The following is a 13576-nucleotide window of genomic DNA, read 5'->3' on the forward strand; positions in this document are numbered from 1 at the left end:
TGTGGGCCCCCCCCCCGGGCCGGTGGGGCCGGGGGGGCGGGCTGGGCCTTTACCCGGGGGGCCCGGGGGGGGGGGGCGCGGGGGGGGGGGGGGGGGGCCCCCGCCGGGGGGGGGGGGGGGCGGGGGCCCGGGCGCGCGGGGTGGACGGACGAAGGGGAAAACCGGTCCGGCGGGTCAGTAGTCCATGACGCGGTAGTAACGGCGCAGGTCGAGCGAGTGGTCGCGCACCCGCTCCAGGTGCTTGCTGACCCGGTCCATCACCGTGTCGAGGACCAGCGGGGCGAGCAGTCCGCGGAACTCCGGGCTGATGCCCTCCAGGGGGTAGTCACGGGTGTCGAAGACGGTGACGTTCTGGGAGACGCGCTTGGCGAAGGCCTCGGCGCGGTCGGTCAGCGGCCGTGTCTCGTCCTCGCCCTGGAAGACGACGACGCTGGTGTTCTCCTCCAGCAGTTCCAGCGAGCCGTGGAAGAACTCCGCGCTGTGCACCCGGGTGGTGCGCAGCCACTGCATCTCCTCCAGGATGCACATGGAGTACAGGTAGGTGAATCCCCACAGGTTCCCGCCGCCGATGAGGAAGTGGTAGTCGTCGTCCTTGCGGGCCTCGGCGAAGGCCGCCGCCACCGGTTCGGCCTGCCGGGCGACGTCCACCAGGATGCGGGGCAGGCCCGCGAGTTCGTCGGCGAGGCGCTCGTAGCCTTCGAACTCGCCCCGCCGGGACAGCAGTCGGCCCATGAACAGCAGCAACTGGACGTCGAACGGCCAGGCCTTGGGCTCGGAGATCAGCGCGGTGTCGACGCTCCGGGCGACGGGGGACTCGGGGTGGCCGGTGAAGCCGATCGTGTGGGCGCCACGGGACCTGCAGTAGTCGATGGCCTTGAGGCTGTCCTCGGTGGTGCCGGAGACGGAGGTGAAGACGGCGGCGGTGCGCGCGCCGAGGCGGGCGTCGCCGGAGACGACCAGTTCGGCGGCGACGGCGGCGCGGACGGGGAGCAGCGAGGAGCGCCGGGCGAGGTGCTCGTAGGGCCACATCTGCGCGTACGTCCCGCCGGCGCCCACGAGGAGGACGTTGTCGTAGCCGTCGTCGACGAGCCGGTCGACGACCTTCTCGATCTCGGGGCGCAGCGCCACGAGGCTCTCCGTCTGGGAGACGAACTCGGCTTCGTTGAAGGACAGCAGAGAGTGCACGGTGATGATTTCCTTCGGGGGTTGTTCCGCACCGGCCGGCGAATGCCGGTGAGCCGGTGTCCTACGGGCGCGGAGACCGGTCGGGGTCAGACCGCGCGACGCCGGGAGAAGAGGACGTTCGCTCCGGCGATGATCAGGCCGCCGACGAAGATCAGCGTTCCCATGACGTTGACCTGCGGCGGAACGCCGGTACGGCTGGCGCTGTAGACCCACAACGGGAAGGTGACCGTACGGCCGGCGTTGAAGCTGGTGATGACGTAGTCGTCGATGGACAGGGCGAAGCACAGCAGGGCGCCCGAGGCCACGCCGGGCAGCAGCATCGGGAGGGTGACCAGGCGGAACGCCGTCCAGGGGCCCGCGCCCAGGTCGCGGGCGGCTTCTTCCAGCGTCGGGTCGTACCCGGCCATGCGCGCTCGTACGGTGATGGCGACGTAGGGGATGCAGAACGCCACGTGCGCGATGACGACCGTCCAGTAGCCGCGGGGCACGCCCAGGACGACGAACAGCGACAGCAGGGCGGCGCCGAGGGCGATCTCGGGGGCGGCGACGGCGGCGAACAACAGCAGGTCCACGGAGCCGCGGCCGCGGAAACGGTAGCGGCCGAGCGCGAGGCCGATCGGGGTGCCCAGGAGGGTGGCGACCACGGCGACGACCAGGGCGATGGTGAGGCTGTTGACCAGGGCGGAGGTCAGGTTGGGGATGGCGAACAGGTGCCGGTACCAGGTGAGGGTGAAGCCCTGCCAGGTGAAGTTGACCTTGCTGGCGGTGTCGTTGAAACCGAACAGGATCATGACGGCGATCGGCAGCAGCAGCCAGGCCAGCACGAGCACGGTGTACAGGGACAGGGCGCGGCGGCGGCGCGTCCGCCGGGCGGGACGTGGCCGGGGGGCGGCGGGGGCGAGGGTCTGCGGGGTCATCGCGCGGCCGCCTCCAGGACCTCGTCGGTGCCCAGGGTCCGGGCGTAGGTGAACACGGCCAGCAGCAGCGCGCCCATGAGGACGAAGGACAGGGCGGCGGCGCCGGGGTAGTCGAGGTTGGTGAAGTACTCGGTCTGGATGATGTTGCCGATCATCGTGGTGGAGGGGCCGCCGAGGATGCCGGCGTTGACGTAGTCGGCGCAGGCGGGCACGAAGGTCAGCAGCACTCCGGCGAAGACGCCGGGCAGCGACAGCGGCAGCACGACGCGCAGGAAGGTGGCCGTCCGGGAGGCGTACAGGTCGGTGGAGGCCTCGATCACCTTGGGGTCCACCCGCTCCAGGGCCACGTAGACGGGCAGCACCATGAACGGCAGGAAGTTGTACGTCAGTCCGCCGATCACCGCGTACGGCGTGGCCAGCAGGTGGAAGTCCGCGGAGAGCAGGCCCGTGTCCTTCAGCGGCCCGAGCAGGACGCCGTGGTCGGCGAGCACCACGTTCCAGGACTGGGTGCGGATGACGAAGGAGACGAAGAACGGCAGCAGGAGCAGGAAGAGGAACACCGACTTGTGCCGGCCGGCCCGGAAGGCGATCCAGTAGGCGACCGGGTAGCCGATGAGGGCGCAGGAGACGGTGGCCGCGGCGCCGTAGAGCAGGGACCGCACCAGCTGCACGTGGTAGGTGTGCACGACGTCGGCGTAGGTGCTGAAGTGCCAGGTCTGGCGGAAGCCGTCGATGAAGTCGCCGGTCTGCAACGACAGCGACACCATCACGATGACGGGGGTGATGAAGAAGGCGGCCAGCCACAGCCAGCCCGGCAGGATCAGCCAGTAGGGGGCGAGTGCGGCTCCGGGACGGCGCCGCCGCCGGGTCACGCCTGGTAGATCGGTTCGAACAGCGCGTTCCACTGCTTCTCCTCCTCTTCGTCGAGCACCCGCAGGTGGCGCAGCTTCGCTTCGTCGCTCTCGGTCGGGAAGACCAGGGGGCTGGTGCTCAGGGCGTCGAGCACGGTGTGCCGCTTGCCGGTGGCGGCGGCCGCGTCGCGCTCGACGACCCGCTGCGCGTCGGGGACGGGGCAGACGAACTGCACGGTCTCGCTGATCTTCGCGGCGACCTCGGGCCGGTAGGCGTAGTCCATGTAGGTCAGGGCGTCGACGGGGTGGGCGGCCGTCGACGGGATGCACAGGTTGTCGGTCCACAGCAGACCGCCCTCGTCGGGGATGACGAACTCCAGCCGTGAGCCGCTCTGGTTGGCCTGGAAGACGTCGCCCGAGTACACGAGCGACGCCGCCAGGTCACCGCGCTGGAGCGAGGACTGGTAGGTCGCCGTGGAGTAGGAGCGCACCATGCCGGCGTCGCGCTGCCTGCGCAGCCAGGCCGCCGCCTTGCGCCAGTCGGAGGGGGTGGAGGTCTCCGGGTCCACGCCGACGGCCAGCAGGGCGACGTTGCCCATCTGCACCGCGTCGTTCCACATGCCGACCTTGCCGTGCAGCTTGGGGTCGAGCAGGTCCTGCCAGCTGGTGATCTTCCGGCCGACCCGGGCCGGGTCGTAGCCGATGCCGGTCATGCCGGACTGCCAGGGGACGGTGTAGACGTTGCCGGGGTCGAAGGAGGAGTTCTTGAACGCGGCTCCGCCGTACCGGGCGAAGTGGGGCAGCCGGCTGTGGTCGAGCGGGGCGAGACAGCCGAGCTGGATGTACTTGGTGAGGTAGCTGTCGCCGCCGACGACCATCAGGTCGTAGCCGATGCCCTGGCCGGAGGCGAACTCGGGCTGGATCTTGCCGAACCAGGAGGCGCTGTCGTCGATCAGCTCGTTGTAGGTGACCTCGATGCCGCTCTCGCGGGTGAAGGCGGTGAGGGTGGGGTGCTTGCTCTGGTCGGCGGGGTCGACGTCGATGTACTGCGTGTAGTTGACGAAGTCCAGCTTTCCGGACTTCGTCCTCCCGGTCCAGAAGTCGCTGACGGCCTGGGCGATCTCGGCCTTGCCGGTGGGGACGTGCACGCGGGCGCCGGGGACGCTGCACGCGGCGAGCGGGGCCAGCGCGGCGGTGCCGAGCGCGGCGCGCAGCAGGCCGCGCCGGGAGAGGCCGCGCGGGGTCAGCGCGCGCGGCCGGGGCGCGAAGGGTGTGGAGTGCTCGGGCATGGTGGTCTGCCTGTCGTCAGCGCGGGGTGAGGGAGTCCGCCGGCCGCGCGGCGGTCGCCGCGGGGGCGGGTGCGGTGGTGAGCAGGTAGGAGTGGTCGGCGGCCCAGGAGAGCCAGACGGTGTCGCCGCGGGCCGGGTCGACGGTGGCGGTGCCGTCGTTGGGCTGGAAGACCGTCATCTCCGCGCCGGTGGCGGTGTCCACGGTGTAGCTGGTCGAGGTGCCGAGGTAGACCACCTCCCGGACGGTGCCGCGGATCCGGCTGGCCGTGTCGACGGGGCCGGTGGTCAGCGTGACCTTCTCCGGCCGCACGGTGAGTTCGACGGCCGCTCCGGCGGTACGGGCGCCGCCGCGCAGCGGGACCGTGACGCGCTGGCCGTCGCCGAGGTCGAGCACCCCGGTGTCCGTTCCCACGGAGGTCAGCCGTCCGCCGATCAGGTTGGAGGTGCCGATGAACCCGGCGACGAACGCGGTGGCGGGCCGTTCGTAGACCTCCTGGGGCGGGGCGACCTGCTCGACCAGGCCGTGGTTCATCACCGCGATCCGGTCGGACATGGTCAGCGCCTCGGCCTGGTCGTGCGTGACGTAGATGAAGGTGATGCCGACCTCGCGCTGGATCCGCTTGAGCTCCAGTTGCATGGACTGGCGCAGCTTCAGGTCCAGGGCGCCCAGGGGTTCGTCCAGGAGCAGCGCGCGGGGGCGGTTGACCAGGGCGCGGGCGAGTGCGACGCGCTGCTGCTGGCCGCCGGAGAGCTGGCGGGGGCGGCGGTCGGCCTTGTCGGCGAGTTCGACGGTGTCGAGGATCTTCGCGACCCGGTCGCGGATCTCGTCCTTGGGCACGCGCTTGCGGCGCAGTCCGAACGCCACGTTGTCGGCGACGCTGAGATGCGGGAAGAGGGCGTAGGACTGGAACACCATGTTGATGTCGCGCTTGTCGGCCGGTACGCCGACCATGTCGCGGCCGTGCAGCAGGATCTGTCCGCCGCTCGGCTCCTCGAAGCCGGCGATCATCCGCAGGGTGGTGGTCTTCCCGCAGCCGGAGGGGCCGAGCAGGGAGAAGAACTCGCCCTCGCCGATGGTCAGGTTGACGCCGCGGACGGCCGCCGCGTCCCGGGCGCCGCCGAAGTCCTTGACCACGTCGACGAGGGTGACGGCCGCGCCTGTGGCGGGTGGCGGCGAGAGGGTGTCGGGTGCCATCCGTGGTACCTCCGGTGTTCGAGACGCGGGATCGGGGCGTCGGATCGGGGCTGCCGCGGGCAGGAGCGTGCCGTGGCCGGCCCGGGGGAAAGCAGGCGGAGCGGGTGCCGTGGAGAGATTGATAACGTTACCAACGGGCTCGTACCTTACCCATCGGCAGGCGCCGTCCGTCAATGGTTGAATGGCGCCGGATTTCATCGACCGGTTCCCCGGCGTCCGCCGGGCCGTCACTCACGGAAAGACCCCGCATGCCGAACACCCCACGGCCACCGCGTCGCGTCACCATCCCCGACGTCGCCCGGCACGCCGGCGTGGGGCAGGCCACCGCGGCCCGGGTCCTGGGCGGATACGGATCGTCCAGCGCCGCCACCCGGGAACGGGTGCTGGCCGCCGCAGCCGAGCTGGGTTACAGCACCAACGCGGTGGCCCGCAGCATGATCAGCGGACGCACCCACACCCTGGGCGTGGTCGTCGCCGACGTCGAGAACGCCTACTTCGCCCGCGCGGTGCGCGGCGTCAGCGACGTCGCGGCCAAGGCCGGCCTGCAGGTCGTGCTCGCCAACAGCGACGAGAACGGCGAGACGGAGAAGTCCGTGGTGCAGCTGTTCATCGAGCGGCGCGTCGACGGACTGGTCGTGGCGCCCGCCGCGGCCGACCACGAGCACCTCGACAAGGCCGTCGCCGCGGGCATCCCCGTGGTCCTGCTGGACCGTGTCGTGAGCGGCGCCGCGCTGGACACGGTCGTGGTGGACAACCGCGGTGCCGCCAAAGCCGCGGTGGCCCGGTTCACCGACGCGGGACACACCCGCATCGCCGTGGTCACCTCGGCGTCCCCCGACGTGAACTCGGCACGGCTGGCACCGGGTGCGGACATCTGGACCACGACCGAGCGGCTCACCGGCTACCGGCAGGCGCTGCGTGCCGCCGGCATCCCGCGCGAGGCGGAGCTGATCCGGCACACCGGATACGACCGGACCTGGGCGCGCTCCGCCGTACTGGAGCTGATGTGCTCCGACGACCGGCCCACCGCACTGTTCACCACCGACAACGTGGCCACGCTCGGGACCCTCGACGCCCTGCTCGACCTCGACGCGCGCATTCCCGACGACGTCTCCGTCATCGGCTTCGACGACGCCGAGTGGACCACGCTCGTCCGGCCCCGGCTGAGCGTGGTCAGCCAGCCGGTGCAGGAACTGGGCGGGCTCGCGGCGGACATCCTGGTCCGCCGCATCAACGGCTCCACGGCCCGCCCCCGCCGTCACACCCTGCGCACCGCCTACGTCGCACGCCAGTCGACCGGCCCCGCGCCCGCACGGGTACGGCGGCTGCGGGCGCCGCGGGAGTGAGGGGCCACCGGGCCGGCGGGCAGGGTCCGGTTCGAGCGGGACTCCTCACCGAGGACGGCTTTCCGTCGTGGCGCCGGCGCTCGGGGATCACCGGGGCGCGGGTGCGCGCACGTCCGTGATGACGAAGCCGCTGCGGGGCCGCGCCGGGATGCGGCGCAGCGGGATGGAGAGGTCCTGCCGCGGGACGGTGTAGTCCAGGCGGGCCAGGCGGGCGGCGAGGGCCTCCAGCAGGCCGATGGTGACGCCCTCGCCCGGGCAGCGGTGGTTGGTCGCCGGGTCGTCGCCGCCCTGCGGGATCAGTTCGTCGCGCTCGACCGGCCGGTCGAGGAACCGCTGCGGGCGGAAGGCGTACGGATCGCCCCACAGCTTCTCGTCGTGGTTCTGCCCGTAGACGTCCAGGAGCACGAGCCCGCCGGCCGGAACGTGCTCGCCGCGCCAGGACAGGTCGGTGACGGCCCGGCCGCCCAGGAACGGGGCGAAGGGGTAGAAACGCCGGACCTCGTGCGTGAACGCCGCGGTGTACGCCGCGTCGCCCGCCCGCAGCCGCTCCCGGTTCTGCGGCCGGCGGTGCAGCGCGTGTGCCGCGAAGGCGACGAACCAGCAGACGGCGGCGGTGGGGCGGATCACGTTGAGCAACTCCACCGCGGCCGTCCGCGGTTCCAGCGGTTCACCGGTCGCGTGGCGATGGCGGGACACCTGGTCCAGGACGGAGTCGGGGGGTGCCGTGACCGAGCCGGACCGCACGTCCTCCACCAGCCGGGCCAGCCGCGCCTCCTGCCGGGCGCGGGCGCGCCGGGCCCGCCAGTGGCGCGGCCCGGCGGTGGCGAACCCGTCCACCATGGCGACCAGGTCACGGGCCAGCGGCTCCGCCTCCTCCTCGTCCAGGGGCACACCCGCCCAGCGGCAGATTCCGCGGGTGAGCACCACGCTCGCCTCGTCGAGCAGCACGACCCGCTCACGCCCGGCCCAGGAGGGGACCGCGTCGTCCCACGCGGCGGTGACGTGCTCGACGACACCGGTGATCCGGTCGACGTGCAGCAGGGGCAGGAACAGGGCCTTGCGCGCGCGGTGGGCGTCCCCGTCCAGGGTGTGGACGGCCCCGTGGCCGAACAGGGTGCTCTGCACCGGTCCGGGGATGGCGCCGTGGCGGCGCACGTGCCGCTCGTCGTAGAAGAAGCGCACCGCCTCCGGGCCCCGCACGGCCAGCGTCGGCCGGCCCATGAGTCGGGTCCGCACCACCTGGCCGGGGCTCTCCCTCATCCGGTTGGGAAGCCAGGCGTAGCCCTCGGCCAGCGCGGGCAGGGTGTGGTCCATGACGGGGCGGTGAAGTGCGCTCATGACGGACAGGTTCCCTTGCCGCCCCGGGCGATACCCGCGGTCCCGCCGATCGGGTCGATGATTCACCGCGCTCCCCTGCGGCCCGGTGTTCTGCGGGATCGCCGAGCGGGGCGGCAAACGGACGGCAAGCGGGGCGATCGCTCCGGCTCCGCGGGCGCCTCCCCCGCCCGTAGCGGCGTGCGGGGGAGGTGACGGCGTGACGTCACCGGCGGTCGAGAATGGCCGGAATCATCCTGGTCACGTGGGCCCGGTGCTCGTACGCACGTGCGACGACGTCCTGTCGTCCCCGTCCGGCACCGGGTCGGCCGGTCCTGGCAGCCCACCGGGACCGGCTCCCGGAACCGGGGATCCGGGGGCGGACCCGGCACTCTCACTGCTCTCGCCGTTCTCGCCGTTCTCGCCGAGGAAGCCGCCCGACTGGTGCCGCCACAGCTTCGCGTAGGCGCCGTTCGCCGTGAGCAGCTCCTCGTGGGTGCCCTGTTCGACGACGCTTCCGTGGTCGAGCACGACGAGGCGGTCCATGCCGGCGACGGTGCTCAGACGGTGGGCGACCACAAGGGCCGTGCGTCCGTCCATCAGCCGCCAGAGGGCGTCCTGGACGAGGAGCTCGCTCTCCGAGTCCAGCGCGCTGGTCGCCTCGTCGAGCAGCAGGATCGGAGCGTCGCGCAGGACGGCCCGGGCGAGGGCGACGCGCTGGCGCTGGCCGCCCGAGAGCTTCACTCCCCTCTCCCCCACCAAGGTGGCGAAGCCGTCCGGGAGTTGGTCGGCGAACTCGGTGACGTGTGCGGCCGCGGCCGCCGCGTGGATCTCCTCGTCGGTGGCGCCGGGCCGGGCGAAGGCGATGTTGTCCCGCAGGCTGCGGTGGAACATGGCGGGTTCCTGCGGGACGTAGGCGATCAGTGAGCGCAGGTCGCTCTGGCGCAGCCGGCTGATGTCCTGACCACCGATCAGGATGCGTCCGTCGTCGATGTCCGACATCCGCAGCAGGAGCCGGGTGAGCGTGGTCTTGCCGCCGCCGGACCTGCCGACCAGACCGATCCGTGCGCCGGCGGGCACGTCCAGGTCCAGACCCCGGAAGATCGGTTTCGCCCCGGCGTGGGCGAAGCTCACCGCCTCGAAGCGGATGCCGGTGTCCTCCGGCGCGAGCGGTTCGGGTTCCGTCGGGTCGAGCACGGTGGGCGGGTCCAGCAGCAGCTCCGTGAACTGCGCGGCCTCGGTCATCGCGCTTTCCAGACGCCGGTAGATCTGGTTGAACTCGAACATGATCTGGGTGGCGTTGGAGTAGTAGGCGAAGGCGACGACGATCTCCTCGACTCCCTGGCCCGAGCCGCCGAAGGCGATGGCGACCACCAGGCCCAGCACGTTGGTCAGGACGGACATGGGGGCGACCAGGACGTCGACGCGCAGATTGCCGTAGTCCCACGACCTCAGCGTCAGGCGCCGGGATTCCGCGACGCGGCGGCGGTGCTCGTCGGCCTCCCGCCGCTCGGCGGCGAACGCCCGGATGGTCTCCATGTTCGTGAGGCTGTCGGCGACGTGGCCGGAGACCCGGGCGATCGCCGCCTCACGGTCGTTCACGAGCCTCTGACGGCGTCGGACCAGAGGTGTCGCGGCCGCCACGGTCAGCGCGATCATCGCCAGGAGGCCGACGACGAGCATCGGTTCGTAGGTCCACAGCACCACGGCGCCGAACACCAGGGGGACGAGGCTGCCCACGACCCGGTACGTCATCGTGTCGACGAAGTCCTCGAAGCGCCTGCCGAAGCTCAGCACCCGTTTGGTGAGGGATCCGGCGAAGTTGTCGTGGAAGAACGCCGCGTCCTGGGCGAGCAGTTCGTCCATTCCGCGTACGTACAGGTGCTCCATGCCGAGGGCGTCCACTCGGTTCAGGCAGTGCTGCCCGGCCCGCCACACGACCTCGGCCAGCAGCAGCGTCACGCCGAAGCCCAGCACGTACGGCAGCGCCGAGGCGAGGGTGAGGCCCCCGTCGTCGGCGGCCTGCCCCGCCAGTTTGGCGATCAGCAGGGGGGCGACGTAGCGGGTGCCGACGTTCCCCAGGGCCGGCAGCAGCAGCGCGGGCAGGGCCAGCACTCGTAGTCGGAACAGTTCCCGGCCGTAGCGGCGCAGCGCCAGGACGACCGCGCTCCTGCCCGGCGCCGGCCCTCGCGTCTCTGTAGTCCCCATCACACTCCCGGAGGTTCGGAAGTCGGAAGTTTCCCGTCCGGGGATGTTCTCAGTCCAGGCATTTACCGCGGACTGGCGAGAACCGGACACCACCGCGCTCACCGCGCACAGCGGACGTATCAGTCGGCGGGCTTCCGGTGGCCGGTGCGGCCGGGCACCACTTCGGCCCCCGTTCAGCGCAGAGAACGCCGTCGTCCCTCGCGGCCACGGCGACCGGCCTCGACCTCACCGGCGCCACGCCGAGGACCAGCCGGGGAGCGGAAGAAAGGAGAAGGGAAGGGCCGCTTCGACCTCCCCAGGTACGACGGCCCTTCCCCAGCAGGCATCCGGCTACCCCGGCAGACACGACTCATGCCTGTTTTTTTCGCCCGTCCGGTCACCGCCCGGCGCTCGCGCCCTTTCAGGGGGGAAGCGCCCGCTTCCGGGCAAGAGCCGACAGTCCGGCAGCGCCTGCCGCACCCGCGGTCAGGCCATGAGGCACGTCAGGAAACGACGGCGGGCCCGACGGTGCGCGCCGCGCGACCCGCACCCCACCCCCCTGTACCGCTCCACGTCCGCGCCGGAAGCGACAGATGACGAGGAACGGCTGTGCGCCCCGGCAAGAAGGCCGGCCCGGTCCACGCCTGAAGGAGTGCTCACTGGTCCCGTCGGCCGAGGATGCAGAACTCGTTGCCCTCGGGGTCCGCCAGGACGACCCACGGTTGATCACCCTGGCCGATGTCGACCCGCCGTGCACCATGAGCCACGAGACGGGCCACCTCGGCGTCCTGATCGTCCGGCACGAAGTCGAGGTGCAGCCGGCTCTTGGCCTTCTTGGGCTCGTCGAGCAGGACGAACTCCAGCCCCGGCCGGCGATCCGGCTCCGGGCAGATCGCGAACTCCACGTCGGAGGAGTGGACCACGACCCAGCCGAGGGCCTCGGCCCACCACTGCCCCAGGGCCGCCGGATCCGCCGAGTGGACAATCACATGCTGCCATTTCAAGGTCATCCGCCGAGCTTAGACCTGCCCGGGTTTCGCACACAGGCGCTGCGAAGGCACGGAGCCCGCCGGGCCTTGCCCCCGATACCCCGAACGCTTCCCTTCCCGGGGCCGGACGGAGAGACGCGCGGTCGCGGCACGGCTCGGCGGCCGGATGCCGGGCACCCGCCGGTGCCCGGCATCGCGACCTCCTGCGTGTGCTCCCCTCGCCGCCCGTCCTGCCCCGCGTCGACGCCCCACCGCACTGCCGGATCCCGGCAGTCCTGACCGGGTCGGCGATGCCGGTGCCGTGCCGAGAAGCCGTCGCCGGGGCGCCGGACCCGTCCCCGGGGACCGCGGGGCAGCGCAGGCGCGGCCGACGACGCGTCCGCCGGGCGAGCTCGACGAGCGGGAGCGGTCCGGCCGATGCCGTCGGGGGCGAGCCCGTGCCGAGCGACGAAACCGGGTCGACGGTGGTCACCGCGGTGCCCGATCATGCGTTCATGCCTGTGAGAGACACCCTTGCCCGAGTCGACGCGGACCTGGCCGCCGGCCGGGTCCCCGTCGCGCGCCAGCGCCTGCGCGGGCTGGTGTCGTCCTTCCCGGACGACCTGATGCTTCGCCGGCGCCTGGCCGAGGTGTACCGCCTGTACGGAGAGCCTGCGGAGGCGGGCCGCTGGATGTACCTCGAACAGGACCGGGACGCGGCGGAGACCTCCGCCTTCGAGGCGAGGTACCGCACGGCTCCGCAGCGCATGCGGGCACTTGCCTGGCAGGGTCCGGAGTCGCTCGCCGGAACAGCCTTCGCCGAAGAGCGACTGGCGGCGGTACGGGCAGCCTGCTCCGAGGCCATGGGACGCCCCGTCGACTGGGGCGCGGTGCCGTCCGACGAGGAGGCGGCCGGCGCCGGGAGCGCCTTCTCCGGCTTCCTGGCGGGGGCCGGATGTCTGGTGGCGGTCCTCGCGTTCCTCGCGATCTGGGTGAACGGACTCGTCGCCCTCTTCGACTGACCCAGGTCGCCGGGGCCGGCGGAGCCGTGACGACGCCCCGAGAGGCGAGCCTCGTGCGCCGATGTGCCACGCCCCGGCGCTCGATCCGCCGACCGAAGCGTCAAGCCGCCTCGGGGCGAGCCGCACGCAGGCCCGGGGCGGGCTCCTGTACGTCCTCGAGCGGCGCCATCTCGTCCTCCCCGAAGTCGGGGGCCCGGAAGGGATCGGTCGACGGAGGCGGGGATGCCGCGGCGGAGCGGCGGGGTTGCCCTTCCAGGGCGGAGAACAGCGACGTCGTATCGATGGGAGGACTCTCTTTCGTTGCAGGTCCCCGGAGGGACCTGGGTGTGCCGTGACGGGGCACAGCGGTTCTACAGCTTGGTCATCTTGGCGTACGGGCTCAAGATCCGCATCTGCGCCGGGCCGAAATCCACGAGCGCCGCGATCCCGTCCTCGACGCCGATCACCCGGCCGAGGCCGTACACGTCATGGGTGACCTGGTCGCCCACGGCGAAGTGCGGGGGAACCGGTGTGACCGGGGCCTTGAAGGGGCTGGTGGGCAGGTGACGCTTCGGCGCAGCAGGCTTGGTCATGGTTCAGTATGCGCCTTCGCGCACCCCCTTTGCTGTGGCCATCGGCACAGATCCACGCCGCGACCACCGTCTCACGCCGCTGACCTGGGGTTTCGATGTCCGATCAGGCGAAACCGGACCGTGACTCCGCTCCGCTTCCCGGTTTCGTGCTCGTGGTGCTCGCGGCACTCGGCCCGGTCATGCCGGTCCTCCCAGGTGGGCCCTGAGCCGGTCGGACCGCAGCACGGTGCCCGCGGGGCCGGCCGGGTTGACGTAGAGCGCGTGATCGGGGGGCAGGCGGTCCAGGAGGTCCGCGACGGTGACGCGTGCGAAGGCGAAGCCGCCCACGGCGTCGAGGTGGGGCGGGGCGGTGAAGACCGGGACGACGAGCCCCGCGTCCGCCACGGCGGCGGTCACCGGTGTTCCGTCCGGCAGGGTCAGCACCGCCACCTCGGCGGTGGCCAGCGCGCGCAGGACGTCCTCGGCCGGTCCGTGGCCGGTGGCCGCGAGCTGGAGGGCTTCGTCGACGTCGTCGGTGGCCTCGGGCCAGCCGAGCGCTTCCGGGGAGGGCCGGTACGCCTCGTTGTCCTCCCACTCCTCGATCTCGCCGGTCGCTCCGGTGCGCCAGCGGCCGACCACGACCCGGTCGGGCGGCACGCCCTCGCCGTGCCAGCCGGGGTCGATCATGCTGATCCAGTGCTCCGGCGCGAGCCGTGCGGCCTCGACGATGTCATCGGGGGGTGCGGGCATC

Annotated in this window: 12 protein-coding genes; 2 read left to right on the top strand and 10 right to left on the bottom strand. The window is 72.1% G+C overall.

Annotated elements, in window-relative coordinates; all coding sequences use genetic code 11:
* Nucleotides 1-174: 174 nt before the first annotated feature.
* The 5 genes from ACH4F6_RS00800 to ACH4F6_RS00820 all read right to left on the bottom strand — a co-directional run bounded on the left by ACH4F6_RS00800 (nt 175) and on the right by ACH4F6_RS00820 (nt 5437).
* A complete protein-coding gene (locus ACH4F6_RS00800) occupies nt 175-1185 on the bottom strand; it encodes an SIS domain-containing protein (RefSeq protein ID WP_397957638.1) in 1011 nt (336 codons plus the stop codon).
* A gap of 86 nt (nt 1186-1271) precedes the next feature.
* A complete protein-coding gene (locus tag ACH4F6_RS00805; protein WP_397957639.1) occupies nt 1272-2102 on the bottom strand; it encodes an ABC transporter permease in 831 nt (276 codons plus the stop codon).
* Nucleotides 2099-2974 carry an ABC transporter permease gene (locus ACH4F6_RS00810; RefSeq protein WP_397957640.1) on the bottom strand — a complete coding sequence of 292 codons (876 nt, stop codon included), beginning with the start codon at nt 2972-2974 and terminating at the stop codon, nt 2099-2101. Before ACH4F6_RS00810 ends, ACH4F6_RS00805 begins: the two co-directional genes overlap by 4 nt.
* Nucleotides 2971-4242, bottom strand: coding sequence for a spermidine/putrescine ABC transporter substrate-binding protein (locus ACH4F6_RS00815; protein WP_397957641.1), 1272 nt, complete (start codon nt 4240-4242; stop codon nt 2971-2973). Before ACH4F6_RS00815 ends, ACH4F6_RS00810 begins: the two co-directional genes overlap by 4 nt.
* 16 nt (nt 4243-4258) lie before the next feature.
* Nucleotides 4259-5437, bottom strand: a complete 1179-nt coding sequence (locus ACH4F6_RS00820; RefSeq protein WP_397957642.1) for an ABC transporter ATP-binding protein — start codon at nt 5435-5437, stop codon at nt 4259-4261.
* 248 nt (nt 5438-5685) lie between these two features.
* Here ACH4F6_RS00820 and ACH4F6_RS00825 point away from each other — a divergent pair, with 248 nt between their 5' ends.
* Complete coding sequence (locus ACH4F6_RS00825; RefSeq protein WP_397957643.1) at nt 5686-6783, top strand: LacI family DNA-binding transcriptional regulator; 1098 nt, start codon at nt 5686-5688, stop codon at nt 6781-6783.
* Between the two features lie 87 nt (nt 6784-6870).
* Here ACH4F6_RS00825 and ACH4F6_RS00830 read toward each other — a convergent pair whose 3' ends face one another.
* The 3 genes from ACH4F6_RS00830 to ACH4F6_RS00840 all read right to left on the bottom strand — a co-directional run bounded on the left by ACH4F6_RS00830 (nt 6871) and on the right by ACH4F6_RS00840 (nt 11294).
* The gene (locus ACH4F6_RS00830; protein ID WP_397957644.1) at nt 6871-8121 is read right to left on the bottom strand and encodes a cytochrome P450; all 1251 of its coding nucleotides are present in this window, start codon (nt 8119-8121) and stop codon (nt 6871-6873) included.
* A gap of 237 nt (nt 8122-8358) precedes the next feature.
* Nucleotides 8359-10305, bottom strand: coding sequence for an ABC transporter ATP-binding protein (locus tag ACH4F6_RS00835; protein WP_397957645.1), 1947 nt, complete (start codon nt 10303-10305; stop codon nt 8359-8361).
* A 635-nt stretch (nt 10306-10940) separates the two neighbouring features.
* A complete protein-coding gene (locus ACH4F6_RS00840) occupies nt 10941-11294 on the bottom strand; it encodes a VOC family protein (RefSeq protein WP_397957646.1) in 354 nt (117 codons plus the stop codon).
* Between the two features lie 473 nt (nt 11295-11767).
* On the opposite strand from ACH4F6_RS00840, the gene ACH4F6_RS00845 reads away from it, so the two are divergent.
* Nucleotides 11768-12274, top strand: a complete 507-nt coding sequence (locus ACH4F6_RS00845) for a DUF6584 family protein (protein ID WP_397957647.1) — start codon at nt 11768-11770, stop codon at nt 12272-12274.
* A 350-nt stretch (nt 12275-12624) separates the two neighbouring features.
* Here ACH4F6_RS00845 and ACH4F6_RS00850 read toward each other — a convergent pair whose 3' ends face one another.
* Both ACH4F6_RS00850 and ACH4F6_RS00855 read right to left on the bottom strand, forming a co-directional pair.
* Nucleotides 12625-12846 carry a hypothetical protein gene (locus ACH4F6_RS00850; protein ID WP_397957648.1) on the bottom strand — a complete coding sequence of 74 codons (222 nt, stop codon included), beginning with the start codon at nt 12844-12846 and terminating at the stop codon, nt 12625-12627.
* A gap of 177 nt (nt 12847-13023) precedes the next feature.
* Nucleotides 13024-13575, bottom strand: coding sequence for a type VII secretion system-associated protein (locus ACH4F6_RS00855; protein WP_397957649.1), 552 nt, complete (start codon nt 13573-13575; stop codon nt 13024-13026).
* Nucleotide 13576 lies beyond the last annotated feature (1 nt).

Origin of the sequence: Streptomyces sp. NPDC017936 (genome assembly GCF_044328485.1) — a bacterium.
Classification (GTDB): domain Bacteria; phylum Actinomycetota; class Actinomycetes; order Streptomycetales; family Streptomycetaceae; genus Streptomyces.